This is a genomic window from Quadrisphaera granulorum, assembly GCF_003149145.1.
Classification (GTDB): domain Bacteria; phylum Actinomycetota; class Actinomycetes; order Actinomycetales; family Quadrisphaeraceae; genus Quadrisphaera; species Quadrisphaera granulorum.
Map to the genome: position 1 here is coordinate 21,796 of NZ_QGDQ01000037.1, position 25,571 is coordinate 47,366.

At 72.9% G+C, this 25,571-nt stretch carries 19 protein-coding genes; 9 read left to right on the plus strand and 10 right to left on the minus strand.

The genetic code is table 11. The features are described from left to right. Positions 1 to 62 precede the first annotated feature (62 nt). On the plus strand, positions 63 to 1,295 hold the full coding sequence (locus BXY45_RS20480) for a GGDEF domain-containing protein (protein WP_109776388.1): 1,233 nt from the start codon (positions 63 to 65) through the stop codon (positions 1,293 to 1,295). Positions 1,296 to 1,297: 2 nt separating this feature from the next. On the opposite strand, the gene BXY45_RS20485 is transcribed toward BXY45_RS20480, so the two are convergent. Further along, a complete protein-coding gene (locus BXY45_RS20485; protein ID WP_109776389.1) occupies positions 1,298 to 2,353 on the minus strand; it encodes an aldo/keto reductase in 1,056 nt (351 codons plus the stop codon). 123 nt (positions 2,354 to 2,476) lie between these two features. Between BXY45_RS20485 and BXY45_RS20490 the strand changes: the two genes are divergently transcribed. Further along, a complete protein-coding gene (locus BXY45_RS20490; protein ID WP_109776390.1) occupies positions 2,477 to 2,869 on the plus strand; it encodes a hypothetical protein in 393 nt (130 codons plus the stop codon). Positions 2,870 to 3,019: 150 nt separating this feature from the next. On the opposite strand, the gene BXY45_RS23005 is transcribed toward BXY45_RS20490, so the two are convergent. Both BXY45_RS23005 and BXY45_RS20500 read right to left on the minus strand, forming a co-directional pair. Beyond that, on the minus strand, positions 3,020 to 3,274 hold the full coding sequence (locus BXY45_RS23005) for a hypothetical protein (protein ID WP_146211302.1): 255 nt from the start codon (positions 3,272 to 3,274) through the stop codon (positions 3,020 to 3,022). A 59-nt stretch (positions 3,275 to 3,333) separates the two neighbouring features. Continuing rightward, on the minus strand, positions 3,334 to 5,112 hold the full coding sequence (locus BXY45_RS20500) for an ABC transporter ATP-binding protein (RefSeq protein WP_342799594.1): 1,779 nt from the start codon (positions 5,110 to 5,112) through the stop codon (positions 3,334 to 3,336). Between the two features lie 240 nt (positions 5,113 to 5,352). Here BXY45_RS20500 and BXY45_RS20505 point away from each other — a divergent pair, with 240 nt between their 5' ends. After that, positions 5,353 to 5,883 carry a MarR family winged helix-turn-helix transcriptional regulator gene (locus BXY45_RS20505; RefSeq protein WP_218566954.1) on the plus strand — a complete coding sequence of 177 codons (531 nt, stop codon included), beginning with the start codon at positions 5,353 to 5,355 and terminating at the stop codon, positions 5,881 to 5,883. Here the strand turns inward: BXY45_RS20505 and BXY45_RS20510 are convergent. From BXY45_RS20510 to BXY45_RS20525, 4 genes are read right to left on the minus strand one after another with little or no spacing between them, the layout of a single operon-like run. Further along, the gene (locus BXY45_RS20510) at positions 5,854 to 7,188 is read right to left on the minus strand and encodes a TIGR02679 family protein (protein WP_211319787.1); all 1,335 of its coding nucleotides are present in this window, start codon (positions 7,186 to 7,188) and stop codon (positions 5,854 to 5,856) included. The two genes, BXY45_RS20505 and BXY45_RS20510, sit on opposite strands and share 30 nt — an antisense overlap. Before the next feature lie 24 nt (positions 7,189 to 7,212). After that, positions 7,213 to 11,451: a TIGR02680 family protein gene (locus tag BXY45_RS20515; RefSeq protein ID WP_109776392.1), complete on the minus strand. Its 4,239-nt coding sequence runs from the start codon at positions 11,449 to 11,451 to the stop codon at positions 7,213 to 7,215. Then, the gene (locus BXY45_RS20520; protein WP_109776393.1) at positions 11,448 to 12,770 is read right to left on the minus strand and encodes a TIGR02678 family protein; all 1,323 of its coding nucleotides are present in this window, start codon (positions 12,768 to 12,770) and stop codon (positions 11,448 to 11,450) included. Before BXY45_RS20520 ends, BXY45_RS20515 begins: the two co-directional genes overlap by 4 nt. Further along, entirely contained in the window at positions 12,767 to 14,416 is a 1,650-nt protein-coding gene (locus tag BXY45_RS20525; protein ID WP_109776394.1) for a TIGR02677 family protein, read from the minus strand. Before BXY45_RS20525 ends, BXY45_RS20520 begins: the two co-directional genes overlap by 4 nt. A 158-nt stretch (positions 14,417 to 14,574) precedes the next feature. On the opposite strand from BXY45_RS20525, the gene BXY45_RS20530 reads away from it, so the two are divergent. Next, the gene (locus tag BXY45_RS20530) at positions 14,575 to 15,810 is read left to right on the plus strand and encodes an LCP family protein (protein WP_109776395.1); all 1,236 of its coding nucleotides are present in this window, start codon (positions 14,575 to 14,577) and stop codon (positions 15,808 to 15,810) included. Between the two features lie 11 nt (positions 15,811 to 15,821). Here the strand turns inward: BXY45_RS20530 and BXY45_RS20535 are convergent, their stop codons facing one another. Continuing rightward, complete coding sequence (locus BXY45_RS20535; RefSeq protein ID WP_211319788.1) at positions 15,822 to 16,373, minus strand: acetoacetate decarboxylase family protein; 552 nt, start codon at positions 16,371 to 16,373, stop codon at positions 15,822 to 15,824. Positions 16,374 to 16,594: 221 nt separating this feature from the next. Between BXY45_RS20535 and BXY45_RS20540 the strand changes: the two genes are divergently transcribed. The 5 genes from BXY45_RS20540 (at position 16,595) to BXY45_RS20565 (ending at position 23,985) form a co-directional block, all read left to right on the plus strand. Continuing rightward, positions 16,595 to 17,455 carry a hypothetical protein gene (locus BXY45_RS20540; RefSeq protein WP_109776397.1) on the plus strand — a complete coding sequence of 287 codons (861 nt, stop codon included), beginning with the start codon at positions 16,595 to 16,597 and terminating at the stop codon, positions 17,453 to 17,455. 76 nt (positions 17,456 to 17,531) lie between these two features. Further along, the gene (locus tag BXY45_RS20545) at positions 17,532 to 18,392 is read left to right on the plus strand and encodes a matrixin family metalloprotease (protein WP_109776398.1); all 861 of its coding nucleotides are present in this window, start codon (positions 17,532 to 17,534) and stop codon (positions 18,390 to 18,392) included. A 233-nt stretch (positions 18,393 to 18,625) separates the two neighbouring features. Continuing rightward, positions 18,626 to 20,386: a DUF4407 domain-containing protein gene (locus BXY45_RS20550; RefSeq protein WP_170131648.1), complete on the plus strand. Its 1,761-nt coding sequence runs from the start codon at positions 18,626 to 18,628 to the stop codon at positions 20,384 to 20,386. A gap of 240 nt (positions 20,387 to 20,626) precedes the next feature. Further along, positions 20,627 to 23,101 (plus strand): alpha/beta fold hydrolase, encoded by a 2,475-nt coding sequence (locus BXY45_RS23585; RefSeq protein ID WP_177524110.1) that lies wholly within the window; start codon positions 20,627 to 20,629, stop codon positions 23,099 to 23,101. After that, the gene (locus BXY45_RS20565; RefSeq protein ID WP_109776401.1) at positions 23,098 to 23,985 is read left to right on the plus strand and encodes an SDR family NAD(P)-dependent oxidoreductase; all 888 of its coding nucleotides are present in this window, start codon (positions 23,098 to 23,100) and stop codon (positions 23,983 to 23,985) included. The genes BXY45_RS23585 and BXY45_RS20565 overlap by 4 nt, the downstream gene beginning before the upstream one ends. Positions 23,986 to 24,020: 35 nt before the next feature. Here the strand turns inward: BXY45_RS20565 and BXY45_RS20570 are convergent, their stop codons facing one another. Both BXY45_RS20570 and BXY45_RS20575 read right to left on the minus strand, forming a co-directional pair. Continuing rightward, a complete protein-coding gene (locus tag BXY45_RS20570) occupies positions 24,021 to 24,887 on the minus strand; it encodes a hypothetical protein (protein WP_146211303.1) in 867 nt (288 codons plus the stop codon). A 103-nt stretch (positions 24,888 to 24,990) separates the two neighbouring features. After that, the gene (locus tag BXY45_RS20575) at positions 24,991 to 25,479 is read right to left on the minus strand and encodes a hypothetical protein (protein WP_109776403.1); all 489 of its coding nucleotides are present in this window, start codon (positions 25,477 to 25,479) and stop codon (positions 24,991 to 24,993) included. Positions 25,480 to 25,571 lie beyond the last annotated feature (92 nt).

Below are 25,571 nucleotides of genomic sequence, written 5' to 3' on the forward strand. Positions count from 1 at the left end.
TTCTCCCCCAAACGGCTGACACTGACGACGCACTGTCAGCGGTCGGGGTCATGATGGTTCGCGTGAGATGGCGTGGGGGGCCGCTGCTGCCTCGCCTGGAGTGGCGCACCGGTGTGCTCGCGCTCCTGGCGGGGCTGGCTGCCGTGTCCTCCGCGATCGTGCTCGCCGTCGACGTCTCCACCGACGGGATGCTGGCGATCTCCCGCGCGATCGTCGTGGTCGTGTGTCTCGGCGCCACCGCGTCCACCGTTCATCTCCTGGCACGCCGCCGCGTCGCGGAGAGCGAGGCGGGCCTCCTCTTGCACCTGGCGGCCCTGGCAACGGCCGTGTGCGGGGTGGTCCAGCCCGACCTGGGCTGGCAGTGGGTGAGCGCCTCGGTGCTCTCGGCCATCCCCGTGGTGGGTGTCATGCACCTGCGCCGGTGGGGCCTGGTGTCGCTGACGGCGGTGGCCGTGCTCGGCGCGCCGGTGGTGTTCGCGGCGTGGGAGCCGCTGTCGCTGCTCACGCTCATCGCGTCGGTGGCGATGGCGACCGTCCCCGCGGTGGTCGTGGGGGTCGTGTGGGCGCTCGCGCAGCAGCTCGACAGCGCCCGCCGGGCGGCGGCGCGCGCGGCCGGGGTCGACGAGCTCACGGGCCTGCTCAACCGCCACGGGCTCGCCGCGCGCGTCGGGCCGCTCGTGAGGTCCGCCTCGCGGGCCGGGGAGCACGTGTCCGTCGTCGTCGCCGATGTCGATCACTTCAAGCAGGTCAACGACACCCACGGCCACCTCGTCGGTGACCAGGTGCTCGTCGCGGTGACGAATGCCCTGCGGGGTGTCGTCCGTGCGGACGACCTGCTCGTGCGCTGGGGTGGCGAGGAGATCGCGCTCGTCGCGCGCGGTGAGGCGGGCCGCGTCGCCAGGACGGCCGAGCGGTTGCGCGCTGCCGTCGAGGACGTCGACGTCCCGGGCCTGCCTCGGGTCACCGTGAGCCTGGGGACGGCGAGCGCGCTGGCGCCGTCCCGCGCCACCGACGACACCGCATCCGAGCTCGCAGCGAAGCTCATCGACCGCGCCGACATCGCTCTCTACGAGGCCAAGCGGGCGGGCCGCAACCGCGTCTGCCACAGCGGCGCCATCGCGCCCCCGCGTGCACCCGCCGAGCGAGACGATGTGCTCGGCCATGCCGTCGAGCTTCCCGTCGAAGCCGCCACTGACAGGCACGGGGACGCGGCCAGGGACGGGGCCGACGTCGTCGTCCTCCCCGCCGACCCGGTGGTGGCCCTGCCCTCGCCCGGGGCCGGTGCGACTTCCTGAGCTCAGGTGTGGTTGGCGTGCAGCACCTGGTCGGCGGGGCCGAGGCGGTCGGACGCCGTCATCGCCTGGTGCCAGTAGGGGTACTGCAGCGGCTGGCGGCTGACACGCTCCAGAGCGGCGACCTCGTCCGCGGAGAGCTCCAGTGATGCGGCGGCGAGGTTGTCGGCAAGCTGCTCGTCCGTGCGGGCACCGACGATCACGGAGGTGACGGTCGGGCGGGTGAGCAGCCACGCGAGGGCCACCTGCGCGCCGGACACACCCCGGCCATCGGCGATCTCGCGAAGCACGTCGATCGTGGCGAACAGCCGGTCGGGGGTGTTGATCGGCGGCTCGTGCCAGTCGCCGAGGTGACGGGAGCCCTTCGGGCCCTGCACGGTGCCGTCCGCGCCGCGGGTGTACTTGCCCGACAGCAGACCGCCGGCCAGCGGGCTCCACACGAGCACCCCGAGCCCCTGGTCGGCGGCGGCGGGCAGCAGCTCGTTCTCGGCCTCGCGGCTCTCCAGCGTGTAGTAGATCTGCTGGGCCACGGGCTTGACGTACCTGTCACGTTCGGCCGCGCTGAGCATCTTCATGAGGTGCCACGCGGAGAAGTTGGACACCCCGACGTAGCGCACCTTGCCGGAGTCGACGAGGCGCGTGAGGGCGGCGAGGGTCTCCTCGACGGGCGTCTGGCCGTCCCACTCGTGGAGCTGGTAGAGGTCGATGTGGTCGGTGCGCAGACGCCGCAGGCTGGCCTCGCAGCCGCTGATGACGTGATGACGCGAGAGGCCGCGGTCGTTCGGTCCGTCCCCCATGGGGAAGCGAACCTTGGTGGCGATGAGCCAGTCGTCGCGCTGTCCGGCCAGCGCCTCTCCGACGATCTCCTCGGACAGGCCTGTCGAGTACGCGTCGGCGGTGTCGACCAGCGTGACGCCGGCATCCTTCGCCATCGCCAGCTGGCGCTGGGCGCCGTCCAGCTGGGTGTCGCCGAAGGCGGCGAGACCGCCACCGAACGACGCCGTCCCCATCGTCATCGTCGAGACCGTCAGCCCTGACCGTCCGAGCGCTCGCTGCTCCATGCGCCCCAGCCTCGCAGGTGGCCGAGGTCACCCTGGACGGCAGGTGGCGTGCGTCTCATCCTGGACTGAACGGACGCCGGTCGGCGTTGACAGAGAGGACGGACCAGACGAGAGGCACCCGAGGTGAGCACAGCGAGCACGCAGCGCAGCGTCAGCAGTCAGACATCCCTCCACACCGTCGAGACACCGGTGCGGCAGCTGCCCGCACTGGCGCAGCTCCAGTTGCCGAGCAAGCCCGTGTCCGACCGCATGCGGACCACGGTGACCGCTGCGGCAATGCGCGAGACCCTCGTCGAATGGCTCGAGGACGCCGGGCCGGTGTCACCCAAGGCCCTGCGCGACCTGGCGGTGGCGGCGCACGTCCCCTATGACGTCGTGCGTGGGATGACGCGGCGCGACGCTACCGGCGTCATCCCGCCGGGGCTCGCGGCGCGGCTGCTGTGGGCGATGGGTGAACCGCTCCGGCCCGATCTGCGCCAGGCCCTCGCCGATGACTTGGCGGCGGAGGCCGCCTGATCGATCGACGCGCAGTGTCAGGACGTGAAGGCCGGATACGGCCTCGAGAGCCTGACACTGCGCTTCGACCTGACACTGCAAGGTGGCGGACTGGGGGCACCTCCCGCTAATGGGGACCATGATCACGATGGGATGGGGTGGGCGAGAGCGTCAGCAGAGGACACCGGGGCTCTCGCGAGGCCCGTCGTCATCCCGCGGGGTCGCGCTCACCACCTCTCGCGGGATGGCAGTCAGCGTCTTGGCGGGCTTCGCCGGAGGCGCTGGCCGCCCCTTCTGATCTCGGGCCTGTTCGCGTTCGCGGCGCCGCTCGCGCAGCTGCATCGAGAGCAGTGCCTGGTACTCCTCGTGGACGCCGACCCCTGAGTGCCTCGAACCACCCAGGGAGCCGATCGGTGAGATCGCCATAACCTGATGGTGACCGAGCGCCACAGTTCATGACAGATCGTGATGGGCAGAGCACCCGATCAGCGCATCAAGACCGCCCTGCCCCCGCACGACAGGTCTGCGCCGATGACCGACTGAGCGGGGGGAGCTGCTGCGAGAGCGGCAAACGCACCGCCGGAGGCCAGCAGCTCCTCGCGGGGGCCCTGCTCGACCACGCGGCCGCCGTCGAGCACCGCGACCCGGTCGGCTCCGGTCACCGTGGAGAGCCGGTGGGCGATCATGATCGTCGTCCGGCCGCGGCGGGCCTCGTCGAGCGCGGCCTGCACCGCGCGCTCGGTGGTGTTGTCGAGCGCCGAGGTGGCCTCGTCGAGCACGAGCACCTTCGGGTCTCGCAGCAGCGTGCGGGCGATGGCTAACCGCTGCTGCTCACCACCGGAGAAGCGGTGGCCGCGGGCGCCGACGAGGGTGTCGTAGCCGTCGGGGAGTGCGGCGATGACGTCGTGCACCTGGGCCCGGCGGGCCGCCTCCTCGATCTCCGCGTCGGTGGCGGACGGCTTCGCGTGGCGCAGGTTCTCGCGCACGGTGGCGTGCAGCAGGTACGTCTCCTGCGACACCACTCCGACGAGCTGCGCGAGCGTCGCGAGCGACATCTCGCGCAGGTCCACGCCGTCGATGAGCACCCGCCCGGAGCTCGGGTCGTGCAGGCGCGCCACGAGCGAGGCCAAGGTCGACTTGCCGGAGCCGGTGCGGCCCACGAGGGCCAGCGTGGAGCCGGCGGGCACGTGCACGTCGACGTCGTCCAGAGCCCTCCGCTGCGACCCCGGGTAGCTGAACGACACCTGCTCGAAGCGCACGTCACCGCGGGCGGCCGCGACGTCGACGGAAACCGGGTGAGCGGGCTCGGCGATGTCGACCGGCAGGTCGAGGTACTCGAAGACGCGGCTGAACAGCGCCATCGACGCCGTGAGCTGCACGCCGACGTCGAGCAGACCCATGAGCGGCCGAAAGATCGCCGCCTGGAGCGCGGTGAACGCCACGAGCGTGCCGACCGTCATGCCGTCGGAGGTCGCGGGCAAGCCCGCAGCCAGGTAGATGAGGGCGGGGATGGTCGCGAAGACGACGTTCATGGTGGCCATCCGCCAGCGCCCGGCGAGCGAGGCACGAACCTCGAGGTCGACCAGCTCGGCCGACGTCGCCGCGAACCGCTGGGCCTGCGCGTCGGCCGTGCCGAGGGTCTTGGTGAGCAGCGCGCCGGAGACGGACAGCGACTCCTCCACCTGGTGCTGCAGGTCAGCGAGGCGCCGCTGCTGGGCGCTCGTGATGGAGCGGCGCAGCAGCGCGACGCGGCGAGTGAGCCACACCGACGGCGGCAAGACGATGAGCGTCAGCAGGGACAGTCGCCACGACAGCGCTGCCATGGCGACGGCCGTGCCGACCACGGTGGTCACGTTGGACGCCAGCGACGTCGCCGTTGACGTCACCACCGACTGCATGCCGCCGATGTCGTTGGTGAGACGCGAGGTGATCTCGCCGCCGCGGGTGCGGGTGAAGAAGTCCATCGACTGCCGCTGCAGGTGCGTGAAGACGGACGTGCGCAGGCGGTGCATGACCTTCTGGCCGACGCCGGTGGACACCCACGCCTGCACGACACCCAGCAGCGAGGTGATGGCCGCGACGGCCACCATGCCCGCCACCGCGAGGACGAGCAGACGGATATCGGCGTGGGGCAGGGCGTCATCGATGACCGTGCGCACCAGAAACGGCGAGGCCAACGACACCACCGACGACGCCACGATGAGGACGACGACGAGCGCCACCTGCCAGCGGTACGGCGCGAAGAGCGCGGCGATGCGGCGCAGGGAGACGGGTGAGCGGCGGAGCTGCTCGCGGTCGGCACGCGCGGCGGCACTGTTGGCTGAGCGGCTGGCTGATCGGCCACCCGCGCCAGGACCGCCGGGGTTTCCCGGCGTGGTGGTGGGGACGAGGGGACTGGAGAGAGGGGACGACGTGATGACCACGCCCTTTCTGTCGCGGATCGGAATGGTGCTGAGGTTACCTCACAAAGAGGTAAGCACAAGGTCGCGCGCTAGCATTCCCGGGTGAGTCCCAGCCACCAGAGCAGCCCTCCGGGCAGACGCGACAACAGCGCCGAGCTGGCCGACGCACTGCTCGGCGCCGCCCGCGCGCTGCGCCGCGGCTTCCACACCGCACTGGAGCCGGCGGGGCTCTCCCCGCACCACGCGCGGGCGCTGCGCGTGCTCGCCCACGCAAACCACACTCGCGACAACGCTTCCCAGGACAGCGCCTCCCAGAGCGACGGCGTACGCATCTCCGAGCTGGCGGCCGCGCTGCGCATCGCGCCACGGTCGGCCACGGAAGTGGTCGACGGGCTGGCAGACCGCGGCCTCGCGGAACGCCGCGCTGACCCGGCGGACCGGCGCGCCGTCGTCGTCGTCCTCACCGAGGCCGGTCGGGAAGCGGTGGCGCACGCGGAGCGGGCCCGCACCCGCGCCGCCGCCGAGCTGTTCGGCACCCTCACCGACGACGAGCGCGCGAGCCTCACCGCTCTCCTGCGCCGTCTGCCCCCCGACGCCGCAGTGTCAGATGGTGGAGGCCGGATACGGCCTTGAGGTCCTGACACTGTGCCTCGACCTGACACTGCGGGCGGTCGGGCTGCCGAGGGCATCGGTGACAAGGGTGCTCAGCACGGCCTCCTCCTCGACCACGCGCTGGGCACGGTGCATCGCCGGTCCGAGCTCGGCGTCCCAGGACGCAGTAACGGACCCCACGGGCGCCGCCCTGCCCAGCCCTGCGTCTAGCGCTTCCGCGTAGTCGGCGGCGCCCATGCGCCAGGGCAGAGCGCCCACCTCGCGCACCAGCCAGTCGGTGATGGCGACGCCGTCGGGGTCGAAGTCGCCGTGGTGCCGCAACTCCCAGCCGGCGGCGCGCAGCTCCCGCAGCAACCGCACCGCAGCCGCCGATGGCCACCCCGCGGTGCACACCACGGGCGGCGGGGCGACGCCGGCGGCCAGCGCCTGGTCGGCGATGCTGGAGAGCACCACGGGGTTCTCGACCACCCGCACCACGGCCGGCGGGAGCCACGCGGGCGGGTCGAAGCGCAGCTGCCGCAACGTCAGCACCACCGGCTGCCCGGTCTCGGCCCACGCGGCGAGCGCCCTCCCGGTGGCCCCCTCGGGTTCGGCGGGGAGAGCGAGGGTCAGCACCGTCGACGACACCTCGTCACGGACGACGCCGACCGCCGCCCACGCCTCACGGTCACCCTCGTCCGTCACCTCAGCAGGAACGTCGACGAGCGCCCGCGCGGCACGCAGTGCCAGGCTCGCGAGCGGTCCGCGGTCGAGGGCGTGCGCCGATCCGGTGGCGTCGTGGGCGAGCGACCCGATGGCCACGCCGTCGGCGGGCAGGCGCTGCAGCACCCCGGCGAGCTGCTCCGCGAGCGCACCGGCCACCTCCGGAGTCGGCGCTGCCCGGCGGGCGATGCCGGTGGCCAGCTCGCGCTGCCACCAGGCGCGCAGCGCGTCGCGATGTCCCACCGCCGGGTGCCCCTCGACCACCTCGAGGACGGGTGCCCATGCCGCCTCCCACGCGGCGCGGCGCTCGGCCAGCACCTCGGCGCGGACCTCGTAGGGGCCGGTGAGGGCGACGACGGCGGCCTCCAGCCCTGCCGACCACACGCCGCTGCGCGCCAGCTCAGCCTCCAGCTCGGCGAGCCGCACGGACGCCGTGGTCGACGGTCGCAGCGGCGTCCCGAACAACCGAGCCACGGCGGCGCGCTGCGCGGTGGTCGCCGACCGCAGCGTCACCGTCCCCTCCAGCGGACGGCCCGCCTCCAGTCGGTAGCGCATCCGCTCCAGCAGCCACGCGAGGTCCGGCCCGCCGAGGAGCCGGCGCAGCCGCTCAAGGTCTCCACTCAACGAGTCCCCCACGCATTCAGCAGCTCACGAGTCGAAGAGGCCGTCCTGCTCCAGCTCGGGCTCGCGCCGCGGCTGCGGGGCCGTCGCTGAACCAGCTGGCCGAGCACCGGCCCCACCATCCGCGCGGGTGCGCTCCCGCCCGTCCCACCGCCACGGCGTCACGAGCACCGCGTCGACGCCTTCGAGCCGCGACAGCTGCGCGATGCCCAGCCCCGGCACCTGCGGGTAGCAGCCCCACTCGCGCTCGCTGGTCATGACGACGTCGAGGTCGAACGCGGCGAGCAGACCGAGGTAGTCGGCGCGAGCGGTGTCGTCGACCCCGGCGAACGCCTCGTCGAGCATCACCAGCCGCGGCGCGTGCGGGTTGGGTGCGGACCCGTAGTGCGCGGCGGCCGCGGCGAACAGCGGCACGCTCGCCGCCAGCACCCGCTCACCGCCGGAGGCCGGCCCTGTCGCGGCGCGCCACTGCCCGCCCTGCCAGCGCTGCACGGCGAACCGGTGCCAGGTCCGGTAGTCCAGCGCCCGTCCGAGCTGCTCCAGCCACGAGCCGCCGGGGTCCGCGGCGCGCACCGCCTGCACCTGAGCGGTGAGGAAAGCGGCGACGGCGGCGCGGTCGGCCGCCGACCACGCGTCCGCGTTCTGGCGCAGCAGCCGGCTGCGAGCGGCTTCGAGACCGGCGGGGCCGTCCTCGCGGGGCACCCAGCGCAGTCGCAGCCGCATGCCCGCGCTGGTGGGCCGCTGCTCCAGCTCGACGTTCATGCTCGCCACCTGCGCCTCGGCGGCGGAGACCAGGTCGGCCAGGGTGCTCGCCACCTCGTCGATGAGGTAGTTCTCGATGACCTCCCGCTCGCGGGCATCGAGCAGCTCGGTGCGCTCGGCGACATCGGCGGCGAGCGCCTCCTCCAGCTCGACCAGCGTGGTGGCCCTCCCCCGGAACACCACGTCGACGACGAGCAACCCGGCGTCTCCGGCAAGCTGCCCGGCCATCCGCACCGTCGCCTGGTGGCCGTCGGGCCGCAGGACGTCGTCGATGGTGCGCTGCTCGCTGGTCACGCGGTTCTGCGCACGGGTCAGCGCGTCGTCGTCGGAGACGACGTCGGCCAGGGCCGCCTCGACAGCGCGAGCCAGGCGGACGGCGGGCTCAGCGGCCCACGGGGCGTCGCCGTCGGGAACCACCACCTCGGGGACGGCGACGGCGAGCAGCCCGCTCGTCGCCGTTGCCTGCCATGCGGCCACGGCGGCGTCGCGCTGGTCGCCGTCGCGGGAGAGCTGCTCCGCCAGCGACGTGACACGGCTGTCAGCGGCTCCGGCGTCACGCTCAGCTCCTGAAAGGGCCGCCTGGGCGGCCCGTCGCTGCTCCGCGGCGGTCCGCTTGTCCCTGTCGACCTCTTCCCGCTCGGCGAGCAGCGCCGCGGCGTCGAGCCCGACCGTGCGCTCCATCGTCTCCCGCGTCTCGTGGGCGGCGGCGGCCTCGCGGCGGCGCTGCTCCAGCTCCTCGGTGGCCGCCTGCGCAGCGGACCGTTCGTCGGCGGCGCTCTCCTGTGCCTGCACCGCCTGCTCGCGCGCGGCGCGCAGTGCTTCCAGCGCCGGCCACAGGACGGCGACCGCCCGGTCCCACCGATCGCTCGCCGCGGCGACCCGCGCCCGCTCCTCGGCGTCAGCGGGCAGCGCCAGCTGGGTGGCAGCGTCGGTCAGCGCCTCAGCGGCCACCTGGGCAGCCGACGCCGCCCGTGCCGCAGCGCTCGACGCTTCGACGACGGCGACCCGCAGCTCCTCGCGCTGCCGGACGCGCGCCGCGACGTCGAGCACGGCCTGCAGCACCTGGCGTCCGCTCGGCACCGACCCCGCCTCGCGCTTCGCGGCGGCCAGCCGAAGGCCGACCGCGTCAGCAGCGGCCTGAGCGTCGAGCTCACGCTGGGACGCCTCCGCCAGCTCCGACCGCGCGGCAGCCATGCGGGCCATCCGCGCCCGCTCGCGCGACGAGGCCCCGAGGTGCTCGCTGCGCTCCTTGCGCCACGAGCCGCTGGTCACGGGCGTGCCGTACCCGCCGTCGACGTCCACCCAGACGCGACCCCGAGCCCCCTCGGCCTCACCCACGCCGATGCCCGCGAGCACCGCCGCGACGTGCTCAGCGGTCAGACCCGAGCCGTCGGGCAGCTCGTCGGCGGGGCGCAGCAGCTCCCCCAGGTGCGAGCCGGTGCCGTCGTCATCCCCAGGCCCACCACGGTGAGGGTGGACGACGACGTCGCCCGCCAACCGCACCCCAGCATCCGGCCCGACCCACGCGTCGAGCAGACCCGACGCCTCCAGCGCCGCCTCGAGGCCGGCCGCCGCTCGATCGTCGAGAGCGTCCGTGAGCTCCACGAGCTGCCACAGCGGAGCGCCGAGCACCTGCTCGCGGACGCCCGGCTCCCGCGTGGGCAGGAGCGCGGGCGGGCGGTGCTCGCCGCGTTCCAGCCGGCGCAGCTCCTCGGTGAGCGCGGACACCAGCGCACCGGCCTCCACTGCTTCACGCTCAGCCGCCTCCCGCTGCGACGTCAGCGACGCGACCGCCGCGGCGTGCGCCTCCGCCGCGAGCGCCGCCAGCGGCAGGTCGCCCCCCTCACCGGCTCCCGCGCCCGCAGCCGCCCACGTCTCGACGGCCGCCAAGGCTCCGGCGTGGTCAGGCACGTCGAGCTCGGTGAGCTGCTGCAGCCACGCGGCGCTCTCGCGAACCAGCGCACGTGCAGCGTCCGCCTGGGCGGCCTCCGCCTCGGCGACACGTTCCGCGGCACGCTCCACCGCAGAACGGGCGCGGTCGACCTCGGCCCGAGCCTTGGCGTGCTCGTCGGCGGCCCGCTGCTGCGCCCTGGCGAGGTCTTCGAGGTGCTTCAGATCACGACGACGACGCTCCGCCGCATGCTGCGCTCCGCGCTGCCACGGCCCGAGGTCGGCCGGGGGCGCGGTGACGTCGAGGGGTTCGACGGTGCCCGCGGCGAGCTCGTCGGGCGACGGCAGCGTGGCCTCGCGCGCTGCGTCACGCACCGCCTGCTCGCGCGCGGCCGCGCCTGCGGCTGCGGAGTCGCGACGGCGCACCGCGTCGGCGGCCTGCCTCTCGGCCCGATCGGCACGCTCGGCAGCGCGGGCAGCACGCTCAGCGGCCCGTGTGGCTTCGGTCTGGGCAGCCTCGTCGGCGCGTCGGACGCCCTGGATGACCTCCACCGAGCTGGCGCGGGGGTCCTTGGCGAGCGCGACTTCCCGCGCCTGCAGCACCTCGACCCGCTCCGCGCTGGCGCGGTCTGCCTCCTGCGCGGCGGTCAGCGCGGTGAGGGAGTCCTCCAGCGTGCGGCGGGCCGCGGCGAGCGTGCGTCCGGTCTCGTCGTAGCGCGCCTGCGCCGACCTGGGCGGCGCCGCAGCACGCCGGGCCGCGACGCGCGCGTACCCCCGGTAGTGCCCGAGGAAGCTACGGGCACCCGCGTGCGCCTCCACCGTCCTGTCGAGAGCAGCGCGATCTTCCTCCAGCGACCGGTAGCTCTCGGCGACGTCAGACAGCACCGCCTGGTCGAGCGGCGGCAGCGCCGCGGTGAGCGCGTCGGACAGCTTGCTCTCGCTGGGCTTGCGCGAGAGCTGCGGCTGACGCAGCTGCACGAGCAGGTCGACGAGGGCGGTGTACCGCTGCTCCCCCAGCCCGAAGAACAGCTCGTCGACGGCGTGGCGGTGGTCGCGCGCGGTGGTCGTCACGCGACCGTGACCCGGCAAGGCTTCCAGCGCGGCCTCGAGCCGGTCCTGCGTGAGCACCGTGCGGGAGGCGTCCACGAGGTGCAGGTCCACCCCCACCCGCGCAGCAGCCGTGAAGAACCACTTCTTGACCACGCCGCGCCCGCGAGCGGCCTTCACCCCGAACCCGATGGTGACGACGTGCTCGCGGCCGTCCTCGTCGAGACGACCCAGCTCCAGCCAGCTGTACCCGGTGCGCTCCGGGTTGGGGTGCTCCCCGCCCAGAAGGAGGTTCCACTCCATCTTCTTCTGCGAGTCACCGTCGGGCTCGAGGCGGTGACCGGCCGTCTCGCCGTCGAAGAGGAACGGCAGCAGCAGCGCGAGCACCTTCGACTTGCCCGCGCCGTTGTTGCCGCGCAGCAGGAGGCGGCCGTCGTGGAACCAGAAGTCCTGGTCGTCGTAGTAGTAGAGGTCCACGAGGCCCGCACGCAGCGGCTGCCACCGCCGGCGCAGCGGCACCGGCAACACCGGCAGGTCCGATGCCGGGAGAACGGAGGTCTCGGTCACGCGCTGCTCCTGCTGCTGTGCTTGCTGGTCTTCGAGCCGCTCTTCGGGCCGCTCGTCGCTCTGGTGGCGGGGACGACGGCGTAGCGGTGCAACGCCGGCAACGCCAGCACCGCGTCGTCGGCGAGGTCGCCGTTGTCGTCCTGATCACCCTGTGGATGACTGGCACCCGACCAGCGGACCAGGCTCAGCGCGGCGAGCCTGTCGACGGCAGCCGCCACCAGCTCCACCTCCGCGCCCGGCTCTCTGGTGTCGCGCCGCCAGTCGCCGGAGTGCTCCTGGGCGAGCTTGCGCACGAGGCGATGAAGGTCGGCCAGGAGCACCGGTCGGCCCGGGTGTTTCGCGTCGTGCGTGGCGAGGTGCTCGGCGACGAGCAGCGCCACGTGCCCGTCGGTGCCGCTCTCGGGCATGCGCAGGTCGGTGAGGTCGTCGTCGGGGTCGACCATGGCGATGCCCTCGGCTCGCACCTCCGCCACCAGCCCGGTGAGCTCACTGATCCGGCGCGTCAGCGCGGACCGCTGGCTCGTGAGGTAGGCGGACTCCTCCTCGCTGAGGTCGGCGTGGTGGACCACCGGCAGGCACAGGAGCTTGCGGGTGAGGCTGTGGCGCAGAGCGCGGGTGCGCGTCTCCTCGGAGAGCACCGTGCCCGCTGCCGACCCCTCGTCGAGCTCTCCCTCGCCTCCAGCACCAGCACCAGCGTCAATGCCTGGCAGCGGCACCGGCCCCACGAGCAGCAGCGCGAGCACGCGGCGCTCCACGTCGTAGAGCACGTCACCCTCACCGCCCACGAAGCTGTCCTCAGCCCCGGCGACCCGCGTCAGCGCGCCCCATCCGAGCAGCACCCGGACCGCGGCCACGAGATCGAGCCGCTCGTCGCGCTGCTCCAGCCGGAACGCGAGCCCCGCCGCTTCGAGCTGCGGGTCGGCGGCGAGCAGCACCACCTGCTCGGCGAGCCGCCCGAGCGCGATCTGCGTGTCAGCGCGCTCGAGAGCGGCCAGGCACAGGCACAGCAGCACGTACCGGCGACGGGTGAAAGGACGACGCGCGCCGGCCGCCTCCCGCAGCGGGTGGCTGGCGTCGCGGGGGTCCGGCGGGACGACAAGCAGCCGTGCCACCTCCGGGGTGACCACGAGCCGCCACCCCGTGTACTGGCCGAACCACTCCCGCAGGTCGCGCTCATGGCGGCGGACCAGCGCGAACGCCTCCGCCTCGCGCCGCGTGCCGCTGGGCCGCAGCAGAGGGGTGCGCAGCAGCGCCCGAGCGGCCGCGCGGACCTCCTGGGCGCGGGTAGCGTCGAGTGCGTCTCCGAGGGCAGCCCTCATCGCGGCTCCCCCGCCGTCGTCCCAGCAGCAGGCGCAGCAGAGACCAGCTCCCGCGGCGCGAGTGCGTCCCGCACCCACAGCTCGTGGTCGGGGCCGGTCAGCGCGCCGTCCTCGGTGGTGATGGTCACCCATCCGCCGTCGGGCACGGGCTCGAGTTCGACGACGAGCGAGCCGTCTCCGGTGCTTACCTCGATGCGCCCGCCTCCCGGTCGTGCCGCAGCCAGCGCTGTGCCGAGCAGTGCCAGCAGCAACTGGAACGACGGGCGAGCGAGCTCCGGCAGCTCCGCGAGGCGGCGCGGACCGTCGCTGAGCAGCTGCCCGCGGGCGAGCCGCGCCTGCGCGGCCTCCTCGGCCACTCGTTCGGCGAGGTGACGCCGTTGGAGGCCGCGGTCGACGACGGCGCTCGGCTTGCCCCTGCGCTCCCACGAGCCGGTGCGGCGCAGCTGGGCGCTGACCTGCAGCGGCGGCGCGTCGCGCCACGCGGTGGTCGGCGGCACGGGCGCGTCGCGGCGCTGGTCGAGGGTGTCGGAGTCGACGGAGAGGTGTCGTACCGACGACATGCCGAAGCTCGCGTGCCACAGCCGGTGCAGGGCGGCGTCGTCCTCGGCGTGGGCGAAGGCGACGGCGAGCGCCCGGAAGTCCGCGGCGCGGTCGGAGCGTCCCTGCCGCCGCTCGTTGAGGGTGGCGACGACGGCAAGCAGCGACGGCACCGCCGAGCGCGCCTGCGAGCGCAGCGTGGCGGCCTGGCTGGGACGCCCGGACTGGGAGAGGAACCAGCCACGCACGCCGTCCCACCGTTCCTGCCAGCCGGCACGCAACAGGTCGAGCTGGTGCTCGCGCCGGGACGTGGCGTCTTCTGGGTGCAGCGGCTGCTGCTCTGCACCAGAGAGCCCTGCCAGCACGTCGGGGGCCAGGTCGGCCGCTTCACGCTCCACCGCCAGCTCCACGAGGCGGGCGATCGGCTCGCCGTCGAGGGCCTCCACCAGCCCGGCGATCTCGGCGCCGGTGGTGAGCAGGTCACCGATGAACCGCTCGAGGTAGTCGATGAGGCGACCCTTGTAGGCGACGAACGCCTCGACGTCGACGTCCTGAAGCTCCACCGTGCGCTGGAGCGATCCCATGAACGCCTCGGCGTTCTCGGCGAGGGCGCGGAACCTGTCCGCCAGCCCCATGAGCGCCAGGTGCACGCGGGCCGGGTCGGGCTCACCAGACGCTGAGCCGTCGAGTGCCGCCAGCTGGCCGAGCGACCGGAGGTGGGCGGCGATGTCCGTGAGGGCCACCGACTGCAGCGACCCGCGCCGTCCGAGCGCCTCGTCGAAGACGGCCAGCGCCCGCTCGGCGGCCTCACCGGCCGGAGTGAGCTGGTAGAGGTAGCGGGCGCGGTAGAAGTCTTCGGGGGACGTGACGCGGCTGGTGTCGGGGTGGGAGCGCAGGTTGCCCCACTCGCACAGCTGATTCAGGGCCCGCACGAGCGCGTCGGGCTCGGGCGGCACGGCTCCGGCGGCGCGGGCGGCGTCGGCGACGTCGCTGGGGCGCAGGTGCATGACGAAGCGGCGGCGCGCCGCGGTGAACGCCCCCAGCACGAGGCGGTAGGTGGGTTCGACCTCGGAGCGCAGGTGTGCGAACACGTCGTGCACGTCGGCCATGGGCGTCGAGGTTAGACGTGAGCGCTGACAGCGCTGACACGACCGATCCCCACCGGACGGGTGACCAACCCCGCCGCCACCTGGGAGCTCGCTGTGCGGTCCCTGACGTGGCACCGATTCGGGCAGGTCGAGGGACGACGGCGACCTAGCGTCACAGCGTGCCCTCCCGCGTCACCCCCGCCGCCCCCGAAGGCCCTGGCGCCCCCGCCGGCTCCGGGGTGCACCCGTCGCGCGCCCGCATGCTGCGGCGGCGCCGTCGGACGCTGCGCCTGCTGGCCGCCGGGGCCGTCGTCGTCCTCCTCGGGGGTGCTGCGGCGGCGTACGGCGTGTACCGCCACCTGGACGCGAACATCACCAGCGCCGACATCAGCAAACAGCTCGGGGCTGACCGCCCGACCGAGATGGCCAAGGGCGCCGAGAACATCCTCGTGCTCGGGTCGGACAGCCGGGCCGGCACGGGCACCGAGTACGGCGCCGGGCTCACGACGTCGCAGTCCGACACGATGCTGCTGGTCCATCTGTCGGCCGACCGGACGTGGGCGTCCGCGGTGAGCATCCCGCGCGACTCGTGGGTGTCGATCCCCTCCTGCACCGGCAGTGACGGCACCGTGACCACACCGCGCCACGCCAAGATCAACGAGGCGTTCACGCTGGGGTCGGAGCACGGTGGGGTCGCGAGCGGTGCCGCCTGCTCCATCAAGACCGTCGAAGAGGCCACCGGTGTGCGGATCGACCACTTCGTGGTGGTCGACTTCGAGGGCTTCAAGGACATGACCACGGCGCTCGGCGGCGTACCCGTGTGCACCACCGCGCCCGTCGTCGACCCGAAGGCCAACCTCGACCTGCCCGCAGGGCAGCACACGCTCGAGGGCGAGCAGGCACTGGCGTTCGTGCGGGAACGCCATGCCATCGGTGACGGCTCCGACCTCGGGCGTATCAACCGTCAGCAGCAGTTCCTCGCGTCGATGGCGCGCACCGCGGAGAGCGAGCTCACCGACCCGACGGCCATGTACGGCTTCCTCAACGCCGCCACGAAGTCGATCACCACCGACTCCGGTCTCGGCAGCCTGTCCGCGCTGGCGTCCCTGGCGGAGTCGGTGAAGTCGCTACCGCCGAGCCAGCTGCAGTTCTTCACGGTGCCCAACCACCCGCGCAGCGACGTCGTGAAGTCCGACACCGCCAACGTGCTGTGGAGCGAGCCTGCCGCGAACGCACTCTTCACCGACCTCCAGCACGACGTCGACCCCACGTCCGCCACCCCCGCGACCACCCAGGCCCCGAGTCCCTCTGCCAGCTCGTCTGCCAGCTCATCTCCCAAGCCGTCGGCCAGCACCCCGGCAGCTCCACTGACACCGTCGGTGACAGGCGCGGACCAGGCCTGCACCGTCACCTGATCCCGCGGCGCTCAGGAGCCCGGCGGCCCGATCCGCAGCTCGCCGTCGAGGGCAACACCCGGTCTCCGCCCCGGCCGGACGCCCTGCGGAGGGGTGCCGTCGAGGACGACGACGACGGGCCGCGCCCGCCCGGTGAAGCGCACCTGAGCCGCGCTGCGCCGCGGCTGGCGCAGCTGGGCGGAGAGCCGCACCGGTAGGCCGCGGCCTCCGGCGACGCGTGCCGTGACGCTCAGGTCGACGCCCTCGGCGAGCACCCGCGCAGTGCTCAGCGCAGGGTTCGGCTCGGTGTCCAGCTCTGTGTCGATGACGGCGAGCTCCTTCGGCAGGCCCCACCCCTCGCGACCGCCCGCGCGGGAGGCCTCGGAGTCGACCACCATCCAGGGCACCCATCCGCTGCGGGCGCTGAGCGCGACGGCGGTGAACGCCTCGCGGTACGGACCGACGGGGGTGTCGGTGTAGTCGACGACGACGAAACCGCCCACCCGCAGCGCCGGTGACCTCAGCAGCGACGGGACCACCAGGGCCCGCAGCCGGCACGTCCACGGAGGTGGCGGCGGGCTCACGCTCCGACAGTAGGCGGGCGCCGGGGCCGCCACGCGTCGAGCTCCTGCCGCTCGCGCCCCTGGTGTCCCTCGTGCCACTCCTGATGCCTCTGCCTGCTTCTGCATGGTCCGAGGACAGGTCGAGGTGCAGGTCGCGGCCATATCTCGGCGGCGTGGCTCCGCCACCGCGGAGGCGCCGACCCCTAGCGTCGTCGTGACGGAGTCATCGGTAGGAGGACGGCGTGGACGACGAGATCATCGACCTGAGGTCGGCGCCGTCGACGCCTCTTCCACCCGGCCCCATGCTGCGCACGACGCGCCTGGCGCACACGCCGGGGATGACCGTGCCGGGGCCCAGGTCCACCGGCGCCGCGGGGTCCAACGGGTCCGGCTCACCGACGGGCACCCCCGCGTCGAGGGTCGCTGCTGGGCGCCAGCCGCAGGACTCCCTCACGCGGTCGCGCGCCAGGGGCGCCGGTCAGGCTGGCGGGACGGGCACCCGCGCGAACACCGGTACACCGGTCACCCGCGCGACCGCTCGTGCCGGGGAGGCGGCCCGCACCCGTCCCTCGCGGCGTCCGCGCACGGCGGTGGTTGTGGGGACGCTGGCGTGCGCCGCGTCGCTGCTGGCCGGGCTGCTCGCTGGCGCGGCGGCCGGGTCGTCGGCGCTCGACGGCGCGATCCAACGGGCCGACGCCGCGGAGTCGTCGCTCCGCGCGGCGCACTCGGACGCTGCGGAGGCGCAGCGCGTCGCTGAAGACACGGGGACGCTGCTCCGCGAAGCAGAGGCCGCACGCGACACCGCTCAGAGCGAGGCTTCCGCGGCCACCGCGCGGGTCGAGGAGCTGGAGCAGCAGCTCGCCTCCCGGTCGCGGACCAAGGCGACGTCCACCACGACCGGCAAGACCACGACGGCGACGACGGGGACGGCGAGCAGCAAGAGCTCGAGCACCGCCGGCTCCGGCACAGGTTCCGCCGCCGCCTCGGGCACCGGCACGGGCACCAGCGCGAACAGCAGCTCTGCCACCGGAACGGGCAGCGGTTCCTCGACGGACGGTTCGATCCAGACACCGGAGTCCTCGACCGCGGGGACGACCGAGTAACTGCCACGCGGGGTGCCCCACGCCGCGTGATCGGCCCATCCCACGGATGGGCAGAGTCCGGTGAGAGGGTCAGCCGGTGAGTCGTTCCCGTGGTCGCACCGTCGCGGTCGCCGTCGTCCTGTCGTCCGTCGTCGCCGCAGCCCTGGGACTGAGCAGCTGCACTCCGACTCCCGCGGACCTGTCTGACGACGTCCCCTCCGCCACCGCAGAGGCCACCGCCGATGCCACCGCCCGGGCCGATGCGAGCGGCAGCCCGCAGGAGACGTCCCCGGCGCCGACTGCGCCGACGCCGGCGGCAGCCGCGAAGGACGGCGGGTTCGCGGTGCTCGACACCGACGAGGTCACGGGCGAGCCGATCCGCTACAGCCCCTGCCGCCCCATCCGCTACGTGACGCACCTCGCCGGAGCTCCGGCGGTGGTCGATGGGCTCGTCGCGGATGCCGTCGGCCAGATCGCCCGGGCGACGGGGCTGGACTTCGTCGACGAGGGCACGACCGACGAGCGGCCCTCCCCGGACCGGGAGGCGACCGTCACCCAGGACGGTGACGACCGGTACGGCGACGACGTCTGGGCTCCCGTGCTCATCGCCTGGACCGATGACCGCACCATTCCCGACCTCGACGGTGACACGGTCGGCCTGGCCGGCAGCCAGGCGTTCACCGACAACGAGGGGCACAGCGCCTACGTCAGCGGTGATCTCATGCTCGACGGACCGGACCTCACCGACATCCTCGAGGAGCCGAACGGTGACGCGCAGGTCCGCGCCGTCATCGCTCACGAGCTGGGGCACCTCGTGGGACTCGACCACGTCGACGACCCGACGCAGCTCATGTTCGCCGAGAGCAACCCCGACGTCGTCGAGCCGGCCGCCGGCGACCTCGCCGGGCTGAAGCTCATGGGTGCAGGTCCCTGCGTGGAGTCCCTCGCCACCCCCTGATCCCCTGCAGGCGCTCTCCGTGATCATGGGCATGCCGCTCGCCCCACCTCGCCGACGATCAAGCGCCTGAACGTCACCACGCGCTGCTCCGATCAGGTGAGCTCGCAAGGGACGGACCCAGTCTTCGACAGTCGTGACGCTGCGCGCCGATCGGTCCGGACAAGGACGACGACGGGTGGGGGACCGCAAGGATGACCAGTGCCGGCTTCCTGCGCCGTCGAGGTGGACCTGCGGTGTCGAGGCTGCTCCGAGCCGCCACTCCGGGAGCTGTCACCACAAGGGTCCGAGGTGCCATCCGCAGGGCACACCGTGCCGCTGGCACAACGACCAGCCGAGCGAAGGGACTCGCCACCGTTCAGTGGCGTCGTCTCCGGGCGCTGGCCGCGGATCCCGAGACCCGGTCCGGCGTCCTGCGCCTGTTCTTCATCCTGCGACAAGCAGCTCGCCTTCTCTGGGCGGCGCTGTGCGCCGCGCTGCTGTGGCTCCCGCGCACGATCCAGCGGGTACTGCTGTGGGCGGCGGGCACCGACCACACCGTGCTGACGACGGTGACCACCAAGGAGCGAGCCACGCAGGAGGCGATGGGCGCGACGCTGTTTGCCTCCGCGCTGCTCGCAGGCTGCTCGTCCCTCCTGGGGTTCCAGATCCTCACCGGAGGGTCGACGACCCTCTCGGTGGTTCTGGCGCTGGGGTGGGCGGTGCTGATCTTCACGATGGACCGCTTCTTCGTTCTGAGCACGGGGAGGTCCGGTCGCTGGCTGGCCAACGTCGGGGCGGCTCTGCCGCGGCTGTTCCTGGCGGTGCTCATCGGTGCCGTCGTGTCGACGCCGCTGACGCTGCAGCTCTTCCAGCGGGAGATCGACGCACAGCTGGCGATCACCCACCAGGAGATGAAGGCCGCCAGCGAGGAGCGGCTCAACGGCGACCCGCGGTTCCGTGATCTGCCGGCGCTCCAGGAGCAGCGTGAGGCTCAGCTCGCTCTGGGACGCTCCTCCACCACGGCCTCCGCCATCGCCGACGATCCCGCAGTGCGCGAGGCTCAGGCCCGCGTCGACGGCGCTGCGGCGACGCTCGCCGCAGCGCAGCAGGCAGTGACATGCGAAGCGGAAGGCGTCTGCGGCTCGGGGCATCCCGGGGCAGGCCCCGCCTACGCGAGCAAGATCGCTTCTCGGGATGCCGCGACCACTGCCTTGACCACCGCTCAGCAGGAGCTCACCGTCGTCCAGCAGACCGCTCGCGACAGTGCCGCTACCGCGCGGACCGACGCACAGCGAGCGGCCGAGCAACTGGGACAGCGCATCAACGAGCTGGAGTCGGGCAAGCGAACCGCCTCCGCGAAGGAAGCCGCGGCCATCGACGCGAACACGGGGCTGCTCGCGCGGTTGTCAGCCCTGCATCGCTTGACCAGTAACGACCCCGTCATGTTCTGGGCGCACGGCCTGCTGTTCCTCCTGCTGGCAGCGCTGGAGGTGATGCCGATCCTCGTCAAACTCCTCCTGAGCTTCAGCAAGCCCTCGGCGTACGAGAAGGCGCTCAACGCACGCGCAGCCGATCTCCGCTCACGCGCAGAACGGGCAGTTGCCGCACGCGAGCGGCAGTTCGAGCAGCAGGAGGCTCACCGCGCCGCGCTGGAACAGGCGGACGTCGATGGTCTCCTGGCTATCGCCCGCCAAAGGGTGAGCCGGCAACTGCAGTTAGCGAAGCAGGAGGCGAGGCACCTCGACAAGATCTCGGCGACCAAGGAGGGGCTGCGGCTGGAGCGCGAGCGGATGCGAACCCTCCGTGCTCTCAACAAGGACCGGGCCGCCGCCGGGCTCCCGCCGATCGATGTCGACACGGGTGTGCCAGTCGTGGCAGCGGTGGCCCCACCGGCTCCGTCAGTGCCGGACCCCGGCTTCACGCCGCTGCTCCTGCCGCGTCAATGGGATCGGCGCGAACGCTTGCCGGAGTACGACCTCGGCGACGTGCTGCGCCGTCCGCCCGGCCGGAGCTGACGTGCCCGTCGAGTACACGCGTCTTCGGCCGAGCCGGCTGAGCCGCGACGAGTCGGCGGAGCTGAGGTCCGTGGACGAGATCGTCCGACACCTGCGCAGCCGACTCCATGAGAAGGGGTTCCGGCCCGCGGACTCGACGCGCGCCCTCCTCAGCACCGGCCGTGTGAACTCGGCCGCTGCCTCAGCCCGGGGGGGGAGGGGGACGGCGCAGCGTCCAGGTGCGTCACGCACGATGGCGTGGTGACCCCGGAGACCGTGACTCCACCGCCGACTTCACCGCCTCGCCCGGTCGAGCACCTCGATGTCGTCGTCATCGGTGCGGGGGTCTCCGGTATCGGCGCCGGGCACTACCTGGCCACCGAGCTGCCGGCGACGACGTTCGCGATCCTCGAGGCACGCGGTGCGTCCGGTGGCACGTGGGACCTGTTCCGCTACCCCGGGATCCGCTCCGACTCCGACCTGTCGACGTTCGGGTACGACTTCAAGCCCTGGACCGACGAGCAGTCCATCGCCGACGGGCCGCGCATCCTGCAGTACCTGCGTGAGGCCGCGTCGGACAGCGGCCTCGACGAGAAGATCCGCTACCACCACCGTGTGGTGGAGCTGGCGTGGAGCAGCGAGACCGCCCGGTGGACGGTCACCGTAGAGCGCACCAGCCAGCAGACCAGCCAGCGGATCCAGCTCACCGCGCGCTGGGTGTTCGCCGGTACCGGCTACTACAGGTACGACGCCGGCTACACCCCGCAGCTGCCAGGTCTCGACAAGTTCCGCGCGACCGCCGGCAACACCGTCGTCCATCCGCAGCACTGGCCGGAGGGGCTCGACCTGACGGGTCGGCGCGTCGTCGTCGTCGGCAGCGGTGCCACGGCTATCACGCTGGTCCCCGCGCTCGCGCAGACCGCCGCGCACGTGACGATGCTGCAGCGCACCCCGACGTACGTCATGCCGGTCCCCCGCAGTGATGCGCTCGGTGCCCGGTTGCGCACGGTGCTGGGTGACGAGCGCGGCGCGGCGCTGACCCGCCGCAAGAGCGTCGCGATGCAGCGTCTCGTGTGGCAGTTCAGCCAGCGGCACCCGCGCACGGCCCGCGCCATCTACCGCCGTGTCGTGACTCGACAGCTGCCCGCCGGCTACGACGTCGCCACGCACTTCGACCCCCCGTACGACCCGTGGGACCAGCGCGTGTGTGCCTCCCCCGACGGTGACTTCTTCACCGCCATCCGCAGCGGCGCAGCGTCAGTGGTGACCGGCCGCATCGACACCTTCGACGCCACGGGCGTGCGGTTGGTCGGCGGTGAGCGGGTGGAGGCCGACGTCGTCGTCACCGCCACCGGGCTGTCGCTGCAGCTGTTCGGCGGTGCTCGGATCACCGTGGACGGCGAGCCGGTCGTGCTGTCGGAGCGGCTCGCCTACAAGGGGCTGATGTTGGCCGGGGTGCCCAACCTGGTGTTCTCCATCGGGTACACCAACGCCTCCTGGACGCTCAAGGTCGGGCTCGTAGGCGAGCACTTCGTGCGGCTGCTGCGTCACATGGACGCCCACGGCTACGACACCGCGCGCCCCGTCCCCGCCGACCCGCACCAGCCGACGCGGCCCTACCTCGACTTCTCCGCCGGTTACGTGCTGCGCGCCCTCGACGAGATGCCGAAGCAGGGCAGCCGCCCCCCGTGGACGACGGCGACGGACTACCGCTCCGACGTCGCGCTGCTGCGCCACGGCAGCGTCGTCGACCCGGAGCTGTCGCTGACCTCGCTCAGGCGGCCGTCGCAGGACAGGTTCGTGGAGCTACCCGCGGGACCGCGGATCTGCTTCCGCGACACCGCCGACTCTCCCGGTTCAGTTGAGGACGACGACGAGCGCCGCGAAGTGGTGCTGCTCGTCGCCGGCCTGGGGCAGGACCTCACCGCGTGGCCGGACGCCTTCGTCGACGGTCTCGTGGCGCGCGGTCTGCGGGTGGTGCGTCTCGACAACCGCGACATCGGACGCTCCAGCCGCATCTGCGCGCCGGCACCCGGGCTGCTGCGTCAGCTCTTCCGGCGGCCGAGGGCTGACGCGTACGACCTCGTGGACATGGCCGCCGACGCCGTCGGCGTGCTCGACCACCTCGGTATCGAACGTGCGCACGTGGTGGGTCAGTCGCTGGGCGGGATGATCGCGCAGGTGCTGGCGGCGCGTCGTCCCGACCGGGTGGCGTCCCTGACGTCGATCTACTCGACCACCGGTGCTGCCGCTGTCGGTGGTGCCGCCCGGTCGACGCTGTGGCGACTGCGCCACGCTCCCGCGACCACCGTGGAGGTGGCGGTGGAGCGCCACCTCGGCATGATGCGCCACCTCGCTGGGACAGGGTTTCCTCTCGACGGCGACGCCGCCGCGGCCGAGGAGGCACGCGCTCGCGGGGCGTGGGAGCGCGGAGGTGGGCCGGCGTCGCGGATCGGCCCGGCGCGGCAGATCCAGGCGATCGCGGCGAGTGGTGACCGGACGGCGGAGCTCGCATGGGTCAGCGCGCCGACGCTGGTGATCCACGGCGACCGCGACGTCATGGTCGACCCCAGTGGTGGTGCCGCGACGGCGGCTGCCATCTCGGGTGCGCGGCACGTGGTGATCCCCGGGGTGGGGCACCACCTGGCGCCGGGACTGGTGGAGCGGCTGGTGTCGCTCATCGCTGACCACGTCGCTGCGGCCTCGTCGTCGCGGCTCGAGGGAGCACAGCAGTGACCGGGCGCTCAGCCGCCGACAACAGGGCTGCCGGCGTCGCGGGCAAGGTCTGCGTGGTGACCGGCGCGGGCTCGGGCATCGGACGTGCACTGGCGCTCGAACTGGCCAAGCGCGGAGCGCGGCTGGCGCTGTCGGACGTCGTCCTCGACGGTGTCTCCGAGACCGCCGAGCGGGCGCGTGCTCTCGGGGCGCAGGTGCATGTGGCGCAGCTCGACGTCGCCGATCGCGCGGCGGTGACCGCGTACGCCGTCGTCGTCGCCGATCTCCACGGAGCGGTGCATCAGCTCTACAACAACGCCGGAGTGGCCGGTGGAAGCACCGTGCTGGAGAGCGCCGTGCTCGACAGCGCCTGGGCGGACTTCGAACGGGTGCTGTCCATCAACCTGTTCGGCGTCATCTACGGCACCCGGGCGTTCTTGCCGCATCTTGTGGCGTCCGGTGACGGGCACGTCGTGAACATCTCGAGCCTGAACGGGTTCATGGCGCAGGACGGGCTGTCGGCGTACAGCGCGAGCAAGTTCGGAGTGCGCGGCTTCACCGAAGCGCTCCGTGTCGAGATGCTCGCTGCCGGTCATCCCGTGCGGGTGACCGTGGTGCATCCCGGTGGGGTGCACACACAGATCGCGACGGCCGCCCTGGAACGCGCCAGAGCCTCGGGTCACCGCGTGACCGCCGCTGACGAAGCGCAGGTGCGGCGGTACCAGGAGAAGCTTTTGCGGATGGCACCGGAGCAGGCGGCGCGGATTGTCGTCGACGGTGTCGTGGCAGGCCGGTCGCGCATTCTCGTGGGGCGTGACGCGAAGATCATCGACGCTGTCGTACGACTCGTTCCGAGTCACTACCCGGCGATCGTGGCCCGGTTGGCCCGTCACGCGTCCCGCTGAGATTTGAACACCACCACCCGCAGCATCACCACCTGTCATGCAGCGGGCTCGAGCACGGGCGACATCTGCAGGTTGATCGCCAACGACCTCACGAACGGCTCCGCTCCCGGGGCGGCACAGACGTCGGCTCCGTCGGCGAGGACTCCCCAGACGCGCATCTCCTCGACGTGCTCCCGGACGATCCTGTCGACGTGCTCGGCCAACAGGTCATTGGGGTGGAGGGCGCTCACAAGTCCCAGCGGCAAGGGCTGGTCTTCGCCGGCGCTCACGATCATCGTGGCGAGCCGCTGCCGGACGTGTCCCCCGGCGATGTGCTGCGCGGACACGTAGCGGACCGTGCACTCCATCGCGGAGGCGACGACGAGGGTGCGGACCCACGTCCGCTCCACCGGATCGTGGGCGGTCCAGCCCATGCCGTCGGGACTGCGCTCCAGTCCGTCTTCGTTGTGCGAGATCACACCCCACCGGCTGCACGCGAGGGCGATCACCTGAGAACGCCACCGCTCGACGCCCGTCGCGCCGATGGTGGCGACGCCAAGCCGGGACGGCAACGCGTCGACGTCGAGAACCTCAGCGCTGTCGTCGGTGTCGTCTTCCTCCTCCTCCTCTGTCGCGGTGCGCTCGGCAAGCTCGTTGATCTCCACGCCGTCACCGATCCACTCGAGGAACTCATCGACGAGGTGCACGAGCGGCAACCGGTCAACGAACTGCTGGAAGGCGGGATCTTCCACAGCGCGGTGCAGCACGAGCAGGGCGTCGTCGTTGGAGACGAACGGTTCCGGCTGCTCCAGAAACGTCTCTTCGGGAGAGGTTCGCGGACGCGGGATGCCCGCCGCGCCGCGCTGAGCGCGCGCACGACGTGCGGAGTTCTTCGAAGGACGACGGCGAGATCGGGGGCTCATGCACCGACCCTCCCGGAGTTCCGCTCTCCCTCGCCGGTCCGATCCGGCACCTGTGGACAACGCCGCTCCCACGACGCGCTCCCGGCCTGCTGTGGGCGGACGGTCACGCGGTGGGGAGGTCGTCGAACAGACACGGTTCCTCTCCATCGTCGCCAGGACCCTCGAACCCTCCGCGGTCATCGTGGAGGTCTGCCGGGTCGCCGAGGTGGTCGTCGGGGTCGGGTAGTGGGTCGGGTGGGACGTCGGTGAACACCGCCCGCGCCCACTCCGGGGACCACTGCACCCGACCCTGGCTCGGATCCGCTGCAGCCGGCGTGCCGTCCGGTGGCCACCCCACCCACGCGGGCAGCACATCGGCCAGCAACCGGTGAGCCCACAACGGCAGCCCACCGACCAGCCGCTCCGCGGCGCTCACACCGCCGCTGCCACCGGCGGGATCGGCCCAACTTCCCTGCGGGCCAGCATCGGCCCGAGCGCCAGCAGCAGCCCCCGAGAAAGCCCCCGAGAAGGTTCCCGGCGGGGTGTCGACGGGGTCCAGCAGCACCTGCGGGTCCACCCGGTAGGTGTGCCCCGTCGGAGCGGTCCAGATCACCCCATCCCCAGCCGCCGGCGCCGGCGGTGTCGGCCGCCCGTCAGGACCAGGGGGTCCGGGCGGGCCGGTGCGGTTCACCGCCACACTCCACC

Coding starts and splice junctions, on each gene's coding strand:
- BXY45_RS20485 (WP_109776389.1), bottom strand. CDS start 2,353: ATGGAGCAGCGAGCGCTCGGACGGTCAGGGCTGACGGTCTCGACGATG.
- BXY45_RS23005 (WP_146211302.1), bottom strand. CDS start 3,274: ATGGCGATCTCACCGATCGGCTCCCTGGGTGGTTCGAGGCACTCAGGG.
- BXY45_RS20520 (WP_109776393.1), bottom strand. CDS start 12,770: ATGAGGGCTGCCCTCGGAGACGCACTCGACGCTACCCGCGCCCAGGAG.
- BXY45_RS20525 (WP_109776394.1), bottom strand. CDS start 14,416: ATGGCCGACGTGCACGACGTGTTCGCACACCTGCGCTCCGAGGTCGAA.
- BXY45_RS20570 (WP_146211303.1), bottom strand. CDS start 24,887: ATGAGCCCCCGATCTCGCCGTCGTCCTTCGAAGAACTCCGCACGTCGT.